The organism is Paenibacillus intestini (assembly GCF_030803945.1).
Classification (GTDB): Bacteria; Bacillota; Bacilli; order Paenibacillales; family Paenibacillaceae; genus Paenibacillus; species Paenibacillus polysaccharolyticus.
This window is the reverse complement of the sequence record NZ_JAURUN010000019.1, coordinates 31,447-52,146: the sequence shown is the minus strand read 5'-3', so window position 1 is coordinate 52,146 and position 20,700 is coordinate 31,447. Positions and strand designations below refer to the sequence as shown.

Below are 20,700 nucleotides of genomic sequence, written 5' to 3'. Positions count from 1 at the left end.
GTCAACGAAGGAACCATAGAACCCAAATCCATTGCGTTATGATGCGTCAATCTGAGAAAAAGCTAGCTAGTGTCCAATATTAAGGGGTTGAACCGTTTGAAAAGCTAACGATCTCCAGAGACGTTATTTTAGTAGAAATAGCTCATTTCAAGCTGGAAAAGCCTGTTTTGTGGCAAATAGCGTTCCTGGTGATCGTTAGATTTTAAAAAGAGTCAATTTTCACGGAATAAGGTTCGTGGTGATCGTTAGCATTCAAACCTTATGCCTGCCCAGCACGCAGTGCACTGCTTCATGACGAGGGTGGTCAGCCACACCAACACAATGCAGTACAATGCAACACAAACAAGAACAAACACAACACAAACACAGTACAGTAGAGTACAGTCAACGCAACATTTCATTTAAATAAGTGGGCCTCAGTCCATACTATGCCCGCAATTCATACATGAACACATCTCCCAAAAGCCAGAGCTAATAGATAGGCCGCTTACCCAAGAGGTGCTTACATACTATCCAATTATCTTTGCAACTGAACACCAACCAACCACCAGCTTACCTACGCATTAACATGTCTGTACTCCGCGGCATGCATGCCCGCAGTATACCCTGTAGAGAATGCAGCGGTAATGTTATAACCTCCGGTATAACCGTGAATATCGAGTACTTCTCCGCAAAAGAATAGTCCGGGCAGCAGCTTGGATTCCATTGTTTTAGGGTATATTTCCTTTAAGTGAACTCCACCTCCGGTAACAAAGGCTTCTTTAAGTGATCTTGTGCCGTCAACGCGGAAGGTGAAGGATTTCATCAGTTCGCACAGATGGTTTAACATACCTTTAGGGAAATGGTGAAATGTCAGGTCGTCCCCGATCTCGGCACGTTTCATCAGTAGCGGAACCAGACGTTCAGGCACCCATGTTTTCAAAATATTTTTGACAGCCTTGCGTGACTCCTGCTCTAGGCCTTGCTTCACTTGTGCTTCCAGCGCAGCAGGGGTAAAGTCAGGGAAGAGGTCGATACTCATGGTGACCTGTGTATTCCCTGATTTCATCTGAACTTTGCGAATAAACTGACTGCAGCGTAGGGCAACCGGGCCGGATACACCAAAATGGGTGAAGAGCATATCTCCACGGTGAGAAATGACAGTTTTGCCTTTGGCATCGAGTACGGACAGGGCAATGTCACGAAGAGACAAGCCCTGTAATTCCTTGGACTGAATCCAGCTCTCCCCAGATACGATTGGCACTTCCGTTGGATACAATTCTGTGATAGTATGACCAGCCGCCTCAGCCCAAGGATATCCGTCACCTGTGGAACCGGTTTGCGGCACGGATTTGCCGCCTGTTGCAATAATGACGGAGCGGCCGTGAATGATTTTGCCTGAAGCTAGCTTAACACCCTGCACTTGCTGACCGTTATGAATAAGCTCTTTAACAGGTTCTTTCGTACGAATCTCGACGCCAAGAGAAACAATTTTCCCGACAAGCGCATCAACAACCGTCTTGGCTTTGTCCGTGACAGGGAACATTCTTCCGTTGTCTTCTTCTTTCAAGGCAATGCCGAGATTTTCAAAAAAACGCATGATGCCCTGGTTGTCCAGATTTTGAAACGAGCTATATAAAAAACGTCCATTACCCGGAATATGTCGAATAAGCTCATCCGTTTCTTTGGCATTGGTTACATTGCAGCGTCCTCCGCCGGAGATGCCCAGTTTGCGGCCTAATTGATCCCCTTTGTCCAGCAAAAGCACAGATGCTCCGTGCTCGGCAGCTGCCACACAAGCCATCAGACCAGCGGAACCGCCACCTATTACGATAACGTCATACATACATAATTACCTTCTTTTTGATTGATTTTGTCTGTTTTTTATAGACAATGTCTGTTACTGCCTCTTTCTGAAATCAGACAGGGTGATTCGGTGTTCTATTTTGCAGTCTTAAGCGATATATTGTAATAAGCTGTCGCCTATGTTTTAATCAGAATTAAATGAGGGAATGTACAGGCAGAGGAGGAGATGACATTGTGGTTGCGTTAAAGGACATTCTTTTACAAGTACTGCTGGCCGGATCGGCAGTATTCCTGATTCCCTTATTATATTTGGGTCTCTCCAAACAACAGGTCATGCGGATGGATCATGCAGGTAAAGTCAATTTCAGCTTTGCTGCAACAAGTGTCATCAGTATGTTACTCTGTCTGATTTTTGCATTATCCGTAGGTTCCGAGACCGTTCCTATATCCCTGAGTATCATCCCGGTTACTCTTGCGATTCTATATTGTAAAGCCCACATAGGCGCTGCCTTGTCCATTCTACATATTCTCTTCTATTTTCTATTAGCACATCCCTATGATCTGTACGGATTTCTTCTTCATACGGGAATACTTCTCTATCCTATTGTATGGTTGTCTGCCAAACGATTCAAGCATAATACGTGTTCACGCAAAATGAATACGGTCATCGCGCTGATTACCGCCGAACTAGCTGTTGCGAGTCTGTTATGGGTGGTTTATGTCTATCCAGACACCACATATTCCAAGCTTCATCTGATTTTGTCAGCACTTGGATATACAGTAGGCGCACTGGCTGCCGGGGGCATGAGCCAGCTGTGGCTGGATCGGATGGGACGTTATCGCGGAATGGAACAGCAACTATCCGAAGAACATCACCATTACATAAGTGAAACGGAGAAACTGCACCAGATTTTGAATGCAGTACCTCTTTCTATAGCCACGGTAGATGTCGAAGGCAAAGTTGTGTTTGTAAACGAACTGATGAAACAAACGGCAAAAGAACAGCTTCCATGTACATCGGCGCATAACTTGATTGGGCAACATGCCAGTCAATTTGTCGAGCAAGAACAGGCGGATAAGATGGAACACAGCATCCAGCAAGCGGTTGTTCACGGTGAAGTAAGTGTGCTGACCGTGCGATACGGATCGCATGTATTTCTTTCCCGAACGGTGCCGATCTATGCTTATGCTGCAAAAGGCTCGAAGGAAGTCTCGGGAGCTATGATTACTATTCAGGATGTTACCGAGCTTGAGATGTTGCGTAGTGAGCTTGATAATGTGGATCGTCTAAGCTTGGTGGGACAGATGGCGGCGAGCATCACGCATGAGGTGCGCAACCCGATGGCTGTGGTGCGAGGGTTCCTCCAGTTAATGCAGGAAAAGAGTCCTGAATCCCTGAATCATTATTATCGGATCGTTATGGAGGAATTGGACAGAGCCAACAGCATTATCAATGATTTTCTGTCCCTGGCTCAGAACCGTATAGCAGAAAAAGAAGAATCACAATTACACGATATTATTCATGAGCTAAGTCCTTTGTTATGGGCAGACGCCAATCTGCGAGGTCAGAGCATCGAACTGATGCTGGCCCATAATGTGCCGAAGCTACATCTGAATGCAAAAGAAATTAAACAAGTCGTATTGAATCTTGCTCGTAATGGAATGGAAGCCATGACGGAAAAAGGTGTGCTTACCTTAGAAACGCGGATGGTTGATGACCGGGTGGAACTGTGTGTACACGATACAGGGCCGGGAATACCGCCAGTGAAGCAGGAAAAGCTATTTGAACCATTCTATACAACCAAAGCAAAAGGAACCGGACTGGGATTATCCATGTGTCTGAGCATTGTCGAACGCCATAATGGCACAATCACCGTTGAATCTGAAGAAGGGCAGGGAACGACGTTTAAGGTTGCCTTTCAACGTTAGAGCGTCAGCATATTTTGCCAGACCAATAGCCATAATAAGTGAGAGAAAGCTGTTCCGCAGGTGTTGTCTGAACCTTGCTTTCATTGCACGGGGATGTATAATAGGAATAGCACAGCGTGTATCCATTTTTTTCGATATGGACGCATTCGTTGGTGCATAGCTATTGTCCTCTAACTTTTCAAACGAGATCATAGAACAACCATTATAAGGAGTGAAACTGAATGTCGATGTCATTTGATCAATACATGAGAGATATGGTTCAGCCAATGCGGGATGAGCTGACTCGTCTGGGAATCCAGGAGCTGCGTACACCGGAAGAGGTCGAAGCAAGCTTGCCTGATGCTAAAGGAACAGCACTGGTCGTAATTAACTCTGTATGCGGATGTGCAGCAGGTCAATGTCGTCCAGGGGTTGCTCAAGCACTTCAGAACGATTTAACACCAGATCATCTCTACACCGTATTTGCTGGTCAAGACAAGGAAGCTACGGCGAAAGCGCGTGAATTCTTTGCACCATACCCGCCATCCTCACCGTCCATCGCTTTGCTGAAAGACGGAGAACTCGTTCACTTTATCGAGCGTCACCAAGTGGAAGATCGTTCTGCAGAGGAAATCGCGGCTGACCTGACAAGTGCGTTTGAACGTTACTGCCGTTAATCCGCTTCATAGAACGCCCCGCACTTCGGATGCCCGATGCCGGGGCGTTTCATTTTGGACAGATCAGGTTATTGAACCATTCGAACCTTTCTAGCTGGACACCAACATACCTTTCAAACGAGCATCAAAATTCTATTATAGTAGAAACGGGGTGTATGAACGATGAGTTTGCAACAACAGATCATCGCTGAATTGAAGGTTAAACCGAGTATTAATGAAGCTGAGGAAGTACGCAAGCGTGTGGATTTTCTGAAGACGTATGTCAAAAATTCCGGTACCAAAGGATTGCTGATCGCCATTAGCGGCGGTATTGACAGTGCTGTGGCGACAGCGCTTTGCAAACAAGCTACGGACGAGCTTACCGCGGAAAACAATCAAGAGTACAAAACGCTGGGTGTGTTCCAGCCTTATGGAGAGCAAGCAGATATCCAGGATAGTTATGCTGTAGCCAAAGCATACGATCTGAAGCATGTTGTGGAAACAAACATCGAGGATGCCGTGAATGAAATCGCGCTGGAAGTAGAGCAGGGCTTCAAATCTCTTGGCAGTCCGCGACATATGACTCATCAAGGCAAGGGCAATGTGAAAGCAAGAACACGTATGGTGATGCAATATGCGCTTTCTTTTGAAGAAAACCTGCTGGTCGTAGGTACGGATCATGCATCCGAAGCGATTACGGGCTTTTACACCAAATGGGGCGACGGAGCCGTGGATATCACACCACTGAGCACTCTCAACAAACGTCAGGTTCGTCAGCTGGCCGCTTACCTGAAAGTGCCACAATCCATTCTGGACAAAGCACCTTCGGCCGGACTATGGGAAGGGCAAACGGATGAGGACGAGCTGGGCATCTCATACGAGGCGAACAGTGATTACCTTGAAGGCAAGCAGATTGACCCGGCTGCGCAAGAGCGTTTGGAGGCCTTTTACACACGCACACATCACAAACGTAATGCGATTCCTGGTATCTAAGGTTGCGGATTTAAAAGTGTAATCGAGTAGCGTACTTTATTTTGCAAATGAGTCGTTGCTAACAAAAAGAGTCACTGCCTTGAGCAGCGGCTCTTTTTGTTGTTCTAACTTACCGCCATTTCGTAGGGAGAAAATTTTAGCAAAAGTGGAAATACGGATAACAGGTACTCGCATCCATGCACGCCTCCTGCTACAATAGAATACGTGTTCGGAAAGCAACGGATTCGTTGAAGTAAGAATTATCTTTTACAGCCTAAAAGATTAAGCGGGTGAATCGTTATGATATATGGCATTGGCAACGATGTATTAGAGATAGAACGGTTACGCAGGTTGCTGTCTGGCCGCCAGGCAGAGGCATTTATGAAGCGTATTTTAACTCCGGCTGAACAGGAAATTGCAGCTAGGCGCGGGAAACGGATGGCGGAGTTTGTATCCGGGCGTTTTGCGGCCAAAGAGGCGGTATCCAAAGCATTCGGATGTGGGATCGGCGCTGTCATGAGTTTTCATGATATCGAAGTGTTGCCAGATCCGTCCGGTCGTCCAGTCGCTACTTTGTCCAGTCAGGCCTGGGAGCGGCTTCAGCTACCGTGTGGTCAGAGATACCAGATCCATCTAAGCATTACACATCAGACGGAGCTGGCCGCGGCATTTGCGATCATTGAGCAGGGCGCGGGTGAACCGCTTGAGTGATATACGTATAGATGCGTCATTTAAAATGAGGCGAGGAATTGCCTCGCGCTGAGATCGAGAGAAACGTGGGTACAGGAAAGGAAGGGCATATGGGTTTACAAGAACAGAAACGACATTTCAGCGTGAATCTGCTGGATTGGTACATGATTAATCGTCGGGATTTGCCGTGGCGTCGCCACAACAATCCGTATTTTACTTGGGTTTCGGAGATTATGCTGCAACAGACGCGTGTAGATACGGTGATTCCGTACTTTAACCGATTTATCGGGAATTTCCCGACCGTCCAGGCTCTTGCCGAGGCACCGGAGGAAGAGGTGCTGAAAAATTGGGAAGGGCTCGGATATTATTCAAGAGCGCGTAACCTTCAGGCAGCAGCAAGGCAAGTTATGGAGCTGCATGGCGGAGAGATGCCGCAGGACAAGCAGAGCGTCTTTGCATTAAAAGGAGTCGGCCCGTATACAGCCGGCGCTATCCTCAGCATTGCCTTCAACCAGCCACAACCAGCGGTGGACGGCAATGTGATGCGGGTGCTGTCCCGATATTTCCTCATTGATGAGGATATTATGAAGGGTAGCACCCGGGTTTTGATGGAAGAGCTCGCGGGAGAGCTCATTCCGGAAGGGCGAGCGCGTGACTTCAATCAGGCGCTGATGGAGCTTGGCGCGCTGGTATGTACACCCAAAGCGCCGCATTGCTTGACTTGCCCGGTGATGGAGCAATGTTCCGGCAGAATTGCCGGAAGGGAGCTTACGTTGCCGGTCAAGACCAAAGCGAAGCCGCCACGCCCTGAGCAGCGGCTGGTTGCCCTGGTGGAAGGCCGCGGTGCTCATCGCGGCCGTGTGCTTGTGCGCCAGCGCCCAGAGACAGGCCTGCTGGCCCGGATGTGGGAGCTGCCGCATGTGCTGGCGGCGCCTGCCGCAGCGGGTAAGGCGGCAGCGCCGCTGGCGGATGAGCCGGCCATGGCTTTGCTGGCCGGCAGTCTGTGGGCGGAAGGCTTCGCTGCCCGCCCGGAAGGGCTGGCTACCCATGCGGAGCATGTGTTCAGCCACATTGTCTGGAGCCTGCAGGTGTACAAGTGCACCGAGCAGGACCAGAGCAGTGAGCTTCCGCTGATCGCCGCGGAAGCCAGAGCCGCCTATCATGCACAGGCGGCATCAATGGCAGAATCAGCACCAGCTGCAGAATCATCTTCATCCACCGCCGCTCAAGCGGCGCAGGAAGCAATGACAGGCAAAGGTGATGGCCTCACTTATCAATGGATCGGCCCGGAGGATATGGAGAAGCTGGCGTTCCCTAATGTATTTCTGAAGCTTCTTCGCAACTATTTTGCTGGAGCCTACGATGAGGCAACGGAGCAATAAACAAAAAAGAGCCTGAATCGATCACAAGGATCGATTCAGGCTCTTTTATTCGAACAGCGTCTTATTTCGCTGCTGCGTAACGTTTGTTTACTTCATCCCAGTTGATTACGTTCCAGAATGCACCGATGTAATCAGGACGTTTGTTTTGATATTTCAGGTAGTAAGCGTGCTCCCATACGTCCAGACCCAGAACTGGAGTCAGACCTTCGAAGAGCGGGCTGTCTTGGTTAGGTGTGCTAGTGATGGACAATTTGCCATCTTTGCCTACAACGAGCCATGCCCAGCCAGAACCGAAACGAGTTGTAGCTGCTTTAGCGAAGTCTTCTTTGAACTTGTCAAAGCCGCCCAGTTCGCTATCAATTGCTGCTGCGATGTCACCTGTTGGTGCGCCGCCGCCGTTTGGTCCAATGATTTCCCAGAACAAGCTGTGGTTAGCATGTCCGCCACCGTTGTTACGAACCGCTGTGCGGATGCTTTCTGGCACGCTGTCCAGGTTAGCGATCAGATCTTCCAAGCTTTTGTTTTGCAGTTCAGGAGCGCTTTCCAGAGCTGCGTTCAAGTTAGTTACGTAAGTGTTGTGATGGCGATCGTGGTGGATTTCCATCGTTTGTGCATCGATATGTGGTTCCAGTGCATCGTTAGCGTAAGGAAGTGCTGGTAATTGAAAAGCCATAGTGAAATACCTCCTGAGATTTTTGTGATTTGTTGTTAAGGTACATATGTAATAATACCCTTGCCATTATTATTAAACCGCATTCGGGATAATTAATCAACATTTTTGTTTATTAAGTCCCCCGAACCGTTAACCAAAAGCGAGGCCAGAGATAACAAACATATTTTACCCATTATGAATAAAATTATGAGATTTAGACGGAAAAAATCGTTAAAATTAAAGTGAAATCAATGTAAACGTTTACAATAAAGCGCTTTCAGAAGAAAATGCGTGTTTTATGGAGAAAAGTATGGTTTAATTGACGAAGAAGCGGTATTTTCTCGTTTTTTGTCATTATATGAACATCGGGTTTTTGGTAAAAGGGGATTCCCTTTTTGGTAAAACCTCATCTAAGCTAACGAAAAGGGAGATTTAAAACATGCACGTTCGTTCCTTTCAGTTGAGTGATGCAAGCCAGATGACGGAGCTTCTCCAGGTTGCACTATCGGAAGAGTGTTATGAGAACACGATGGGCCCGTTTGCCCGTCAATTGTCATGGGATTCTGACCTGATCATGGTTGCGGAAGAAGAGGGAGACCTCGTGGGCGCTTTGATTGGTACGATTGATCAAAACCAGGGATGCATCTACCGTATTGCGGTTCATCCAGACTATCGTCGCCGTGGCGTCGGTAAAACACTTGTCGAGGCTATGGAACAGCGGTTCCAGCAGCGTAAAGTCAGCCAGATTTGGGTGGCTGGTGATGAGCACAACAAAGCAGCCATGCCTTTGTATGAAGCAATGGGATATGGGGCCAATAAGATTCTGAGTGCTTTTCAGAAACTTAGTATTTTGTCCAAGGCTTAATCGATGTAGGTAAATTCGGTGTAGTTAGACAAAGAAATAAAGAGATTTTCATTTCATATTAGGCATATCTGTTCACGCATCATGGCGTGAGAGATATGCCTTTCTATTTGTATGAGGAGGGAGCGGCTGATATGCATCCTGTTTCCTTTTTTCCAAAGCGTGTATAAAAGATTGTAATTGTCTGTATGCTGGTGGGCATCTCCAATTGTTTCGCTCTTCCAAATAGAGTAGACTGAAAAGGAGTACGACCAAGGTTATATGATAAATCTACAAACTGATAAATGAGGTGTCTCTTTGAATTCTAATATGCCTTCTATGGAGCATTCGACGTTTGAGGAGCAAAATCAGAAGCCTGTCCCCAAGCAGGCAGGGAAGTCCTGGCCAGCCGAATTGTGGGATTGGGTGAAGACGATTGTGTTGGCTTTTGTGATCATGATGCTACTTAACCTGTTTGTGTTTAATCTGTCGATGGTCAAAGGACAGTCTATGCAACCCACGCTGGTCGAGTCTGATCGTCTGTTTGTGAACAAGATGGTCTATCATTTCGGTGAACCGGCCCGGTCGGATGTGATCGTTCTTCGTGACCCGAGTGAAGGTTCAGGCAAGAAAGATTTTCTGGTAAAACGAATCGTTGGACTTCCTGGAGATACTGTTCAGGTGAAGGGCCATCATCTATATGTAAATGGTGTTCAGCAGGCAGAGAGTTACACCGACATTGAGGTACAGGACCCTGATTTTGGGCCGCTTACCCTGGCATCGGATCATTTCTTCGTCATGGGAGATAATCGTCATGAAGGTAAAAGCAAGGACAGCCGTGTGTTTGGGAGTATAACTTCCAGCGAGATCGTCGGTAAAGCCGAGTTTATTTTTTGGCCTTTCTCCGAGATAAAAAAGCTGTAAAATGTTGGACCACAACAACTTCGAAGCGCAATTTGCGTTTAACCATACAGGCACGTAGACTTTACATTTAATCGTATGCAAGACTTATATCGTTATAGTTCAGCGCCTGGTCTCTTAAGTGAGGCGGGCGTTCATTGTTTAAAGATAACGAGATTACGTGCCTTATAGAAAAGAGGGAAGAACAATGACGAACGTACGGACCGGGGCAGCACAGGCCGCCTCCGTATGGGAAGCGTTAAAGCAGGAGATCAAGGCGGCAGGCCCGGAAATGGGTATAGATGATATTGGATTTGCTTCAGCGGACCCCTTCATCTCTCTGAAGTCATTGCTGGAGCAGTCTCGGGATAAGGGATATGCGTCAGGATTTGAAGAACCAGATATTGAAAAAAGAGTGCATCCCGCCCTCCCGGATAGCGAGCCAGCTTCCCTGATCGCCATAGCTGTAGCTTATCCGTCCAAAATGGTCAATCCGCCGAAGTCGGAGCCTGGCGCGTACCGCGGCATTTTTGCTCGTTCGGCTTGGGGGCAGGATTATCACCAGGTGCTTCGCGCAGCGATGGACAAGCTGGTGAATTTTATCCGTGAACGCGTACCGGAAGCGATCATTGAAAGTATGGTGGACACAGGTGCGCTCGTGGATCGCGCCGTCTCCCAACGGGCCGGGATCGGGTTCAGTGCCAAGAACTGCTCGATTATATCGCCCAAATTCGGTTCATGGATATTCCTTGGTGAGCTTGTCACGAACATTCCATTCCCGCCAGATACTCCCGTGACCGAGGATTGCGGGGAATGCACGAAATGCATCGATGCCTGTCCTACAGGTGCGCTGATTGGCCCTGGGCAATTGAATGCACAGCGCTGTATTTCTTTTCTGACCCAGACTAAAGGGTTCCTGGATGAAGAGTTTATGTTGAAAATAGGCAACCGTCTGTACGGTTGTGATACATGTCAGATTGTATGTCCGAAAAATCGGGGCAAAAATTGGGATCATCATCCCGAGTTTCATCCCGATCCGGAGGTTGTAAAGCCTTTGCTGTTGCCGCTGCTGGATATCGGTAACCGTGAATTCAAAGAACGTTTCGGTCAAAGCTCTGCCGCTTGGCGGGGCAAAAAGCCGATCCAGCGCAATGCGGTCATTGCACTGGGCAATTTCAAAGACAAAAGCGCTGTACCGAAACTAACGCAGGTACTGAAGCGTGATCCGCGTCCGGAACTGCGGGGAACCGCTGCCTGGGCGCTGAGCAGAATTGGAGGAGAAGACGCCATGAGAGCTATTGGGGAAGCTGCCGCGATCGAACAAGATGGGAACGTGCTAAGTATGCTGCAGAAGGCCGAGGAGAGATTATTATCGTCCGAGACCTTACCCGATCGACCGCAGGCGGAGCAAGTGAAGAAACAACAAGCAGATACAGTGGAAGCTGTGCAATATACACAAGCAGCATCTTTTTCTCAAGCAAGAGATACGGAGTTCGGGGAGGAGACACAGCGGACTGTGAACGTTATTAAAAGTGAAAGTGACGCTGAACCTGAGCAGTCCGTCGCCTCTGGCAGATCTGAAGCCGCTGCATGGAAGCCATCTGCAGTAACCGGGCTTCACGGCAAGCCTGTGTACTATGATGAGGTGCTGACACCGATCGGGACACTTACCTTATGTGCAACGGACGAGGGACTGTGTCATATCGATTTTGGCGCTTTTCATGTTCGGGAAGCTCATCTGCAACAATGGGCCCGTACGTGGGTCGGTGAATACCGATATGAGAAAAACGAAGAGAAGCTCAGCGAAGCTGCGGGGCAGCTAGTGCAGTATTTTGCTGGGGAAAGAACGACATTTGACTTGCAGCTTAAGCAGTATGGTACTGCATTCCAGCTACAAGTTTGGGAGGTTCTGTCCGATATATCTTATGGAGAAGCCTTAACCCACCAAGAGGTTGCGGAAAAGATCGGCAGGCCCAAGGCTATACGTGCAGTTTTGGATGCTATTAGCAAGAACCCAATCCCGATTATTATTCCCTGTCATCGATTGAGCGGTAAAGATGGCACTCTGGTAGGTTACGTAGGCGGTCTGCAAACCAAGGAGCAATTGCATACATTGGAGCAGTAATCGTAAGAGCGGGGGACGTTCATGAAGTATGTAAACGTGGAAAGCGTGGAGGCAGGGGAGATTTTAGGCAAGACGGTGTATTCCAGTAATGGTACAGTGTTGTTGTCTGCCGGAGTCCAGCTCACCGTGTTTATGGTTAATACGCTGAAGCGTATCGGGGTAACCACGCTGTACATCCAGGATGAAGCGTACAAAGATGTGGATACAGAAGATATTCTGGATGAAGCCACGAAAAGGGCCATTATCAATGAGATGAGCGTTACGCTGGAAGCGGTACGGTCCGGGAAAGACTGGAGTCCGAAGAAAGTCGCGCTTAGCATAGACAAATTATTGAATGATGTGCTAAACGGGCGAGAATTGCTGGTGCAGTTAACCGATATCCGAACCCAAGACAATGCACAATATGTTCATGCGATGAATGTTTGTTTGTTGTCTTCGGTTATTGGGCTGAATATGGGGCTTAACTACAATCAGCTCAAGGATCTGGCTGTAGGTGCCCTTTTACATGATATTGGGAAAGTAGGCGAGCCTCCTGGTACTGTTCCTACTTCAAAGCTGCACCACACATGGCGTGGCTTTGAAGTGATCAAGAACAAGCGTGAGTTCAGTCTGCTCGTTGCGCACACTGCACTTCAACATCATGAACATGAGGACGGCAGTGGTACACCAAGGGGAATCAGAGGGAAGGACATCCATCTTTTTGCCAAAATTGTAAGTGCAGCTAACATCTATGATAATCTCATTAACGGTCTGTCAGGCAGCAACATGCTTCCCCATGAAGCGTGTGAGGCAATGATGGCTATGTCCGGAACGAAGCTGGATCGCGATATTCTGATTGAGTTTAATAAAAGTGTATCCGTATATCCTAACGGGACTGCTGTTCGGCTGTCTACGAAAGAGACCGGCGTCATTGTCCGCCAGCACCGCGGGCTGCCAGGAAGACCGGTTATTCGGGTGGCTCACGGCAACACGCGTTATTCGCTGGATGTTGTTGAGATTGATTTGGCCAAACAGAACACGATCTTTATTGAAGGAGTACTGACGTAAGTGATATAACTGGAAAATGCGTTTGCTCAGGACGTGTGGAAATGCTATGATAATTCTCAGGAAATCCGGTCGGTGTTATGTTTGCATCATGGTATTAATCTTCATCATTCATGATGTGTACAAGCACAGATCATCCGTTTTTTAAGATTGCATATTGCATACAGAGGTGTCTAAGAGATGGATATTGTAATACCGATTATTACATTGATTGTGGGTCTGGTCGGTGGATTTTTCATCGGGGTGTTCTACCTGCGTAAACAGCTTGAGAAAATGCAAAGCGACCCTGACATGTTACAAAAAATGGCGAAGCAAATGGGCTATAACCTGAATGGCAAGCAAATGCAGCGTGCCCAGCAGATGATGAAGAACCAGCAACCAGGCGCAAAAATGCCTCAGCCGACTCAACATCCTGCGCGTAAAAACTCGGGCCGCCGAAAATAATAGCTGTGGGTGATTAAATCGCTTGCAGGATGTGGTTCGAAAGGAGGCGCTTGGCAGTGGCTGGCGTGAAAGATTATTTGAATTCCAAAGTATCCGACAATCGGGAGAAGATCGAGTATCATGTCGAACAAATTCTCAAATTGATTGGAGAAGATAGCACACGTGAAGGGCTTCTGGAAACGCCTGCGCGTGTAACCCGGATGTACGAAGAGATTTTTGGTGGATATGAAGTGGATCCCCGTGACGTGCTGGGTGTCACCTTTGACGAGAATCACGAAGAGCTGGTCATCGTGAAAGATATCGTGTACTACAGCCAGTGCGAGCACCATATGGCACCGTTCTTTGGTAAAGTCCATATTGGCTATATACCAAGCGGGAAAATTGTGGGTCTAAGCAAAATGGCACGCCTGGTTGAAGCGGTAACACGCCGTCTTCAAGTACAGGAACGTATTACATCGCAGATTGCGGACATCTTGACCGAAGCAGTTGCACCGCATGGTGTGATGGTTGTCGTAGAAGGTGAGCACTTGTGCATGTGCTCCCGCGGCGTGAAGAAACCGGGAAGTAAGACGGTAACGTCTGCTGTACGTGGATCTTTCCGTGATAACCCTGCACAGCGTGCGGAGTTTCTGTCTCTGGTCAAAGAGTAATTATAAATAAGCCGAGTTCCTTTGGGGAACCGGCTTATTTATATAGGGCATTTTTTTTCGTATTTGTCGGAGGGACTGAAACTACATATGAATTCGATAGTCGGAGGTTATGGACGATGAATATACCTTCCCAATTCAACCAATTGCCTGAGTCAGAGAAGAGCGAGTTGACTGTACAAAGAATATCCGCTGAGCAGCATTCATCGCTGCGTTTGCAAATTTGGGAGACACCGCTTATGCGCCTTGGCAGCAGTGTACTTGATGCTTTTGCATGGGAAGAAGTGATGTGCAGACGTGTGGGAGCAGGCCATCTGCCTGTTGCTCATATATGGCGACACCCAGATGCTTTTGTGGCCGGCTTACGCGACCGAAGGCTGCCGCGGGCAGTCGAAGCGATGGATGTTATCAAAGGTCAGGGGACAGCCGTATGTGTACGGCCTTCTGGTGGGGCCGCAGTTCCGTTGAATCCGGGTGTTGTGAACGTGTCGCTGATCTTGCCCAATCCAGGGCACGCAATTAATATTCATGATGATTTTCGCGAGATGGCTTCGATCATTGCCGAGTCGTTAACTCCTTGGTCAACTCAGGCGCAGACAGGAGAAGTGCAGGGGGCGTTCTGTCCTGGGGATTATGATGTCAGCGTGGGTGGATTGAAATTTTGCGGTATTGCTCAGCGGCGTCAGGCCAAAGCGTACATCATCACGGCATTTATCATTGTGGAAGGGCAGGGGGATCGGCTTGCTGCGGAGGTGCGTAAATTCTATGAAGCGGCCTCAGGAGGGATAGCCGAAGGATATCCTGAGGTAAAGCATGGAACTATGGCAAGTCTGCAGGAGCTGGCAGGGGTGCCTTCCACGGCTGCGTATACGGCTTCGCTGGTACGCACATTGCGCAACAGGTATCCTCATGCAGCGACAGAACGGGTGCTTTCTGTTGATGCGGATGATGTGTTGCGGACGGCAGAACAGATGAAACAGCGCTACGACTGAGTTCTTTATCAATAGGCTTGGAATTGGTGAAGAGAGATGGTATGATGTGATTTCGGAAGGAGAGGATTTAGAGTGGAAACATTGCGATATACATACCTGTATGAAGTCATTTCAACAGGTGAAAAATCAGAATTCAGCCAAATGGCAACAAGTAAAGAAGAGGCGGCTGCCCTGATTGTGGCACGTATTGCCGATCTGGAGTTCACAGAAGAGTCCGATATCAAACTGGGCGATCTGATCGCCATCAGCAAACAGGTTGGCGACAACTATGTAGCGTGCGAGGGCTGTGCTTCTTAACATAGGTATGTTATGTATGGATTGTAATATGAAGTCGATATTGAGGCGAATCTCTAATGAGAGATTCGCTTTTTTTTACGTGGATTTCATTTTTTGAGTCAGATAACATCGATAAATCGTGAAATATGTCGTATTTTGTTCAGAAAATGTTCAGAATACATTGTTATACTCATCCAAAAAGCCTGCAAGGAAGGGAAGGTTTATACGATGAGAAAGTCAGTGCAAAACAAGTTATCATGGATGTCTCGTCCAATGAAATTCTTTTTGATGGTTGTGTTAACACTTGGTATGGCGAATAACGTTTATTTCTCAGGAAAAGCACATGCTTCAGTCGGAATAGATTTTGTCGGTGGTGATCCAGATTATCCCCTTCATGGAAAACTCACTGCAACAACATTCAACTTAAAAGTGAAGTTAACGGAAAGTGCACGTTTATATTATGATAACAGGGTGGTGGATTGGGCAAATACGAATCCAGATTTGTCATCGATAAAGGAAAATGCCCTAAGTAATGGTACCTATGTTGATTTACAGGCAGGTGAGGAAAGAGACCTCTATTTCAATCACCTTCAACCCTCTACAGATCACTTTATATATTTTACAGCAGATGGGCCAAACAATGAATTGGTTGACCTAGGGAGTGAACTTTATCAGACTAGCGCAGGCTCACCGGTTACTCCTTCCCAAGTGAAGGCTGTTGCTGGTGATGCTCAAGCGAAGATTAGCTGGAGTTCAGACTCTTCCGTTACGGATGCTGTTTATATGTATCAAGGTTCCAAAGAGCCAATTGATCCTGATAGCTGGATTGATATCACAAGTATGTTAGACGGTGAAAAGGTCATCCATGGTTTGACGAACGGATTGCCTTATGTTTTTGCAGTTAAATCTACATTCAACGATGATCATACCCAGTCCGATTATGTCGTTTCTAACGTGATCACACCTGGTTTACCTGCTGCACCTGCGGCACTAACTCCGCAGGCTATTAATGGACAAGTTCAGTTAAACTGGAATAGTGTACCTGAGGTAGACGGTTATGTCGTATATATGTATCAGGGCAGTACTGCGCCACAAGATCCTGAGAATTGGACTAAAGTAGCTGGGCCGATGGATAAATTGCAGTATACCGTTTCAAATCTAACGAGCGGTCTGCCTTATGTATTTGCTGTTCGATCTTCAAGCAACGCGGGAATGTCAAAGTTTAAAGTATCCGCATCGGTAACACCGCAATCTCCTGGCAATAGTGGGGGAGAAGTTGTTGTGACACCTTCTCCATCACCATCTAGCTCTTCGCCTTCATCACCGGTTTCATCGACTCCACAGAAGGAGATTATTAAAGTGGATGTGGCAAATGGCGAGCTGGCCTCCACCATTGATTCCTTGGAAATCAGCCGGACTCGTGGAACAGATGGTACGATAAAAGACGAGCTTGGATTAAATCCAGGTAAAGCACAGTCGGTTATTGATCAGTTAAAGAAAACCGGCTCACGTACAGCTGTTGTTTTGATTCCAGATGCGAAAGATGAAGTCTCTCAGTGGGACGTGAAACTAGCGCGGGAATCGACTAAGTTGTTCACTGAACAAGGAATCGAGTTGGTTATTTCCAATCCAAACGTGAAAGTAACTATTCCAGCCACATCTATGAAAGACAGAACAGATGATGTATATTTCCGTCTCGTGCCTGTAAAGAAACAGGAGACACGTCTGGCTATCGAACAACGATTGCTGGCTAACGAGACGATTACTCAATTCTCCGGCACCAAAGACATTCAGGTGTTGGGACGTCCGATGACGATTGAAACGAATCTGCAAAGCCGTCCTGTAACGCTTGTCCTGCCAGTAGACAGCAAACAGCTTGCAGGTGTGAAACCAGCGGATCTTGGCGTGTATATCGAACACAGCAATGGAACAAAAGAGCTGGTACACGGTAAAGTAGTGACATTGAATAAAGATAATAACCAGCAAGGCATCGAGATCAATGTGGATCAGTTCAGTACCTTTTCCGTGGTACGGGTCAAAGACTGGGCTGATGACACGGCAACAGCCAAACCTTATATTCGCGGCTATGCAGATGGTCGTTTCCAACCGGAGTGGTTCGTAACACGAGCAGAGATGGCGGCACTCATTACGCGTGTAACAGGTACTGTGGAGTCTGATAGTAAAGCATCATTTACTGATGTTAGAGCTGGCCACTGGGCTTATGACAGTATCTCTGCTGCTACTCAAGCTAGTTACTTCACAGGTTACGCAGACGGTAGCTTCAAACCGGGGCAAGGAATTACACGAGCAGAGATGGCGAGCGTATTACAACATTTGCTGAAAGCTGAACAAGCAGTGACATCCGAAGCAACAACTGCATTCACGGATGTGAAGCAACACTGGGCACAGGAAGCGATCGCTCGGCTTGATGCTGCAGGAGTTCTTACAGGATATACGGATGGTACCTTCCGTCCTGAGAAACTGGTATCGCGTGCTGAAGCAGTGACTATGATTAATAAATTGATTGGTCTTCAACCTGCAGCAACAGCGCTAAAATCCTGGTCGGACGTACCTGATACCCATTGGGCTTACCAAGCGATTCAGGCCGCATCCATAAAGGATTGACGACCAGCACGTTTCAAAGAGATATCTTTCAGTCTTTGACTGGAGATATCTCTTTTTATGTTTGCTGGAACCAGATTACCTTAGTAAGGTGGCCATAGGAGCTTGCGCGCGGTTTCGTACCGTTCAGCGACAGCGGGCCAGTAGACGACATTCCACCAGTCTTCGATGTACTTTTTGCGTTCGTTTTGATGCTTGAGATAGTAGGCATGTTCCCATACATCTAGTGGCAGGAGTGGAACGATATCCGATTGGGACAGATTTTGATGTTTTTCAGCCTGCAAAATTTCCAAACGATGTGCTCGCGGACTCCAGACCAGCATTGCCCACCCGCTACCTTCCACCTTGTTAGCTGCCTCGGTAAATTGATTTTTGAATGCTTCATAGCTGCCAAAATCACGTTTGATCTGCTCTGCAAGCATTCCGGTAGGCTTGCCGCCGCCTGCTGGGTTCATAATGGTCCAGAAGATGGTATGCAGATAATGTCCTGCTCCATTAAAAGCTAGCTCACGCTCCCAATGTTTGATGAGCTCAAAATTATTCTTTTTCCGGGATTCGGCGAGTTTCTTCTCCGCAACGTTCAAACCGTCCACATAGGACTGATGGTGCTTGTCATGATGAATGCGCATTGTCAGCTCGTCAATGTGCGGTTCCAGCGCATTATACGCGTAAGGGAGGGGAGGTAACGTGTGTCCGCCAATAGGAACCGGCTTTTCTCTTACCGGGGCAGATGCAGGCAGCGTTTCGGCAGGAGCCGTCCCAGCCGTTGATGGTTGGAGTGACAACGATTGCACCTGCGCGGAAGCCGAAGGGGATATACTGGTATTGGTATTGGTTTGCCCGGCTAAAGATGCTTGTAATTCCGTTGCTTCTAGACGCGTGTCTTGGGCAACTTTGGATTTAATGTTGTGTAGTGCATTCTCTAGCAACATCGATGAGGGTGGTTCTGTTTCACGCAAAATGCCGGGCTGGCTCAGGGTTTCTAATACCCCCAGGAAATATTCTGATTCGCGGATGATATGCAAGATGAAGGTTTGAGCAAGTGGGACCGCACGCACCGCTGCACTGCGCTCCAGCATAATATAAAGCTGCTTGATAAACTCTTTGGACTGATGTTTTGCTGTCTGGACGAGTTGATCGATACTTCGCATGATATAGGGGGCAGGCGGCTGGGTTGCAGGCAACAGCTGTTTTATCAACTGATTCGCCACTCGCTCACTGTTCGCAAAGGCTGCTTCCCATTCTTCCAGAAGTTTAACGTAGGAGGGCTCAAGGTCAGGAACCAGTGTGCGAATGATGAGCGTATGTTCTTTCTCTTGCTCTTTCCAGAAACGGATTTCTTCCAGCGTCCGTAGAGGAAGCAGATGACCGTATCCATCGCAGTTCATATGCGTTATACCTCCAATCTTTCAGATTATTTTTCGAATCCGCTCTTCGTCCAATTACCTTTGCTCTGTCTCAACAGTGTATTCTTGGGACGCATTGTCCTATGTGTATAAAAAAAGAGCCCCGGAGGGCTCTAAACACATCGAAATGCTGTATATCATTTGGATTGGTGAAAAGCATATTCCTGATCGCTCGTTACCTGCAGATTTCTGCCAGCTAACAAGATAACATAACAGGACTACGGACGAAATTAGCTTATTCCTGCCGGTTTTGTTGCACATCCTCACTGCTTGTTTTCGTCACATGACTAAGGAAAATCGACACACGGCGTAGATATTCCTTCGGATGCTCCCGGAAGATCAGTTCATGATGCGCGCCTTGTACAATCCATTCTTCTGAATAAGGATTCGTCTGATTAGCGGCAAGTTGTTCGGCAATCGGATAAGGGGCCTTCTCATCTTCTGTACCATGAATAAAGAAGATTGGGAACGGATAGTCCTTTTTCTTCACTTCCTGATACGGGATTTGCTGCAAGCCGGTACCGTTCAAGATCGGGAAGAGCAACTTCATAATCTCGAGCGTAGGCTGACGCGGCAGATTGATCTGATTATGAATGTTGTGGTACAGCGTATCCGGCTCCAGCAGGAATGTACTGTCCAGAATCATGGCATCCACTTCTTTGGTTAGCAGTCCGGTTTGCAGAGCCGTGCCTGCTCCCATGGAAAATCCCCAGACGACCAGCTCCTGTGCTCCGCGCTGTTTAGCAAACTGAATAGCTCCCAGCAATTGCTGAGACTCAGCTTTACCACCTGTTGCTACCGCTCGGTTGACCTGAGAGGCAAAGCCGTAATCGAACATCACCACATTAAACCCGAGCTGGTGCGCGTAATGGGCGAGGTCATACATAGGCACCCAGGTTTCCTCCCGATTGGCTCCATAACCGTGGCTGAAGATGATGGTTTTGCCCGTATCGGTATTCGCAGGGATATACCAGCCTTGCATGGTTCTGCTACCGTCGGCCGCAGGGAATGTAATGTCCTCATATTTCATGTTTTTGGCCTGCATCGGGTTCGAAAACACCGGTGCGACCGTAGGGTTGGAGAGCACCCAAGCAATATAACCGTGTAAGGCAATAAAACAAAACAACAGAAAAAATACAACGGAGAGCAGCAACGCTACGACAATATGTTTGAACCGAATCAGCCTCGGTGACAACGAAGAGGGCAGATCGGACACTTTGGTATGCAGCGGGGCTTCGCTCTGGGATGTCGGATACATGCACGCCCCTCCTTTGAGTTTCGGTTGAGGATTAATATGGACAAGATCATAACGATATGAAAATAGCATATAGGTACTTTTTAGCACGTATTCATGACAA

The 20,700-nt window shown here is 47.7% G+C and carries 19 protein-coding genes; 14 read left to right on the top strand and 5 right to left on the bottom strand.

Features of this window, described 5'->3' with window-relative positions:
- Positions 1-556: 556 nt before the first annotated feature.
- On the bottom strand, positions 557-1,825 hold the full coding sequence (locus J2T16_RS27800; RefSeq protein ID WP_154985869.1) for a BaiN/RdsA family NAD(P)/FAD-dependent oxidoreductase: 1,269 nt from the start codon (positions 1,823-1,825) through the stop codon (positions 557-559).
- 194 nt (positions 1,826-2,019) lie between these two features.
- Here J2T16_RS27800 and J2T16_RS27795 point away from each other — a divergent pair, with 194 nt between their 5' ends.
- The 3 genes from J2T16_RS27795 to nadE all read left to right on the top strand — a co-directional run bounded on the left by J2T16_RS27795 (position 2,020) and on the right by nadE (position 5,342).
- Positions 2,020-3,714: a two-component system sensor histidine kinase NtrB gene (locus tag J2T16_RS27795; RefSeq protein WP_499020036.1), complete on the top strand. Its 1,695-nt coding sequence runs from the start codon at positions 2,020-2,022 to the stop codon at positions 3,712-3,714.
- A 221-nt stretch (positions 3,715-3,935) separates the two neighbouring features.
- Positions 3,936-4,370, top strand: a complete 435-nt coding sequence (locus J2T16_RS27790; RefSeq protein ID WP_090924929.1) for a BrxA/BrxB family bacilliredoxin — start codon at positions 3,936-3,938, stop codon at positions 4,368-4,370.
- A 162-nt stretch (positions 4,371-4,532) separates the two neighbouring features.
- Positions 4,533-5,342 carry an NAD(+) synthase gene (gene nadE / locus J2T16_RS27785; RefSeq protein WP_090924930.1) on the top strand — a complete coding sequence of 270 codons (810 nt, stop codon included), beginning with the start codon at positions 4,533-4,535 and terminating at the stop codon, positions 5,340-5,342.
- 36 nt (positions 5,343-5,378) lie between these two features.
- On the opposite strand, the gene J2T16_RS27780 is transcribed toward nadE, so the two are convergent.
- A complete protein-coding gene (locus tag J2T16_RS27780) occupies positions 5,379-5,516 on the bottom strand; it encodes a hypothetical protein (RefSeq protein WP_221791456.1) in 138 nt (45 codons plus the stop codon).
- Positions 5,517-5,621: 105 nt separating this feature from the next.
- On the opposite strand from J2T16_RS27780, the gene acpS reads away from it, so the two are divergent.
- Positions 5,622-6,032: a holo-ACP synthase gene (gene acpS, locus J2T16_RS27775; RefSeq protein ID WP_221791454.1), complete on the top strand. Its 411-nt coding sequence runs from the start codon at positions 5,622-5,624 to the stop codon at positions 6,030-6,032.
- 89 nt (positions 6,033-6,121) lie between these two features.
- Complete coding sequence (gene mutY, locus J2T16_RS27770) at positions 6,122-7,393, top strand: A/G-specific adenine glycosylase (RefSeq protein ID WP_221791452.1); 1,272 nt, start codon at positions 6,122-6,124, stop codon at positions 7,391-7,393.
- A gap of 61 nt (positions 7,394-7,454) precedes the next feature.
- Here the strand turns inward: mutY and J2T16_RS27765 are convergent, their stop codons facing one another.
- A complete protein-coding gene (locus J2T16_RS27765; RefSeq protein ID WP_123066845.1) occupies positions 7,455-8,066 on the bottom strand; it encodes a superoxide dismutase in 612 nt (203 codons plus the stop codon).
- Positions 8,067-8,484: 418 nt separating this feature from the next.
- On the opposite strand from J2T16_RS27765, the gene J2T16_RS27760 reads away from it, so the two are divergent.
- The 9 genes from J2T16_RS27760 to J2T16_RS27720 all read left to right on the top strand — a co-directional run bounded on the left by J2T16_RS27760 (position 8,485) and on the right by J2T16_RS27720 (position 17,939).
- The gene (locus J2T16_RS27760; protein WP_090924581.1) at positions 8,485-8,910 is read left to right on the top strand and encodes a GNAT family N-acetyltransferase; all 426 of its coding nucleotides are present in this window, start codon (positions 8,485-8,487) and stop codon (positions 8,908-8,910) included.
- A gap of 315 nt (positions 8,911-9,225) precedes the next feature.
- Positions 9,226-9,810, top strand: a complete 585-nt coding sequence (lepB, locus tag J2T16_RS27755; RefSeq protein WP_336122752.1) for a signal peptidase I — start codon at positions 9,226-9,228, stop codon at positions 9,808-9,810.
- Positions 9,811-9,994: 184 nt separating this feature from the next.
- Positions 9,995-11,911 carry a tRNA epoxyqueuosine(34) reductase QueG gene (queG, locus tag J2T16_RS27750; protein ID WP_499020031.1) on the top strand — a complete coding sequence of 639 codons (1,917 nt, stop codon included), beginning with the start codon at positions 9,995-9,997 and terminating at the stop codon, positions 11,909-11,911.
- Positions 11,912-11,932: 21 nt separating this feature from the next.
- Positions 11,933-12,958, top strand: a complete 1,026-nt coding sequence (locus J2T16_RS27745) for an HD-GYP domain-containing protein (RefSeq protein WP_090924579.1) — start codon at positions 11,933-11,935, stop codon at positions 12,956-12,958.
- 177 nt (positions 12,959-13,135) lie between these two features.
- Positions 13,136-13,399 (top strand): YneF family protein, encoded by a 264-nt coding sequence (locus tag J2T16_RS27740; protein ID WP_090924578.1) that lies wholly within the window; start codon positions 13,136-13,138, stop codon positions 13,397-13,399.
- A gap of 56 nt (positions 13,400-13,455) precedes the next feature.
- The gene (folE, locus tag J2T16_RS27735) at positions 13,456-14,049 is read left to right on the top strand and encodes a GTP cyclohydrolase I FolE (RefSeq protein ID WP_090924577.1); all 594 of its coding nucleotides are present in this window, start codon (positions 13,456-13,458) and stop codon (positions 14,047-14,049) included.
- A 236-nt stretch (positions 14,050-14,285) separates the two neighbouring features.
- The gene (locus tag J2T16_RS27730) at positions 14,286-15,038 is read left to right on the top strand and encodes a lipoate--protein ligase family protein (protein ID WP_418792772.1); all 753 of its coding nucleotides are present in this window, start codon (positions 14,286-14,288) and stop codon (positions 15,036-15,038) included.
- A gap of 72 nt (positions 15,039-15,110) precedes the next feature.
- Positions 15,111-15,335 carry a hypothetical protein gene (locus J2T16_RS27725; RefSeq protein ID WP_090924575.1) on the top strand — a complete coding sequence of 75 codons (225 nt, stop codon included), beginning with the start codon at positions 15,111-15,113 and terminating at the stop codon, positions 15,333-15,335.
- 207 nt (positions 15,336-15,542) lie between these two features.
- On the top strand, positions 15,543-17,939 hold the full coding sequence (locus tag J2T16_RS27720; RefSeq protein ID WP_499020027.1) for an S-layer homology domain-containing protein: 2,397 nt from the start codon (positions 15,543-15,545) through the stop codon (positions 17,937-17,939).
- Positions 17,940-18,019: 80 nt separating this feature from the next.
- Here J2T16_RS27720 and J2T16_RS27715 read toward each other — a convergent pair whose 3' ends face one another.
- Together J2T16_RS27715 and J2T16_RS27710 are read right to left on the bottom strand one after the other, a co-directional pair.
- Positions 18,020-19,324: a Fe-Mn family superoxide dismutase gene (locus tag J2T16_RS27715; protein WP_336121207.1), complete on the bottom strand. Its 1,305-nt coding sequence runs from the start codon at positions 19,322-19,324 to the stop codon at positions 18,020-18,022.
- Between the two features lie 253 nt (positions 19,325-19,577).
- The gene (locus tag J2T16_RS27710) at positions 19,578-20,600 is read right to left on the bottom strand and encodes an alpha/beta hydrolase (RefSeq protein WP_221791442.1); all 1,023 of its coding nucleotides are present in this window, start codon (positions 20,598-20,600) and stop codon (positions 19,578-19,580) included.
- Between the last annotated feature and the right edge of the window lie 100 nt (positions 20,601-20,700).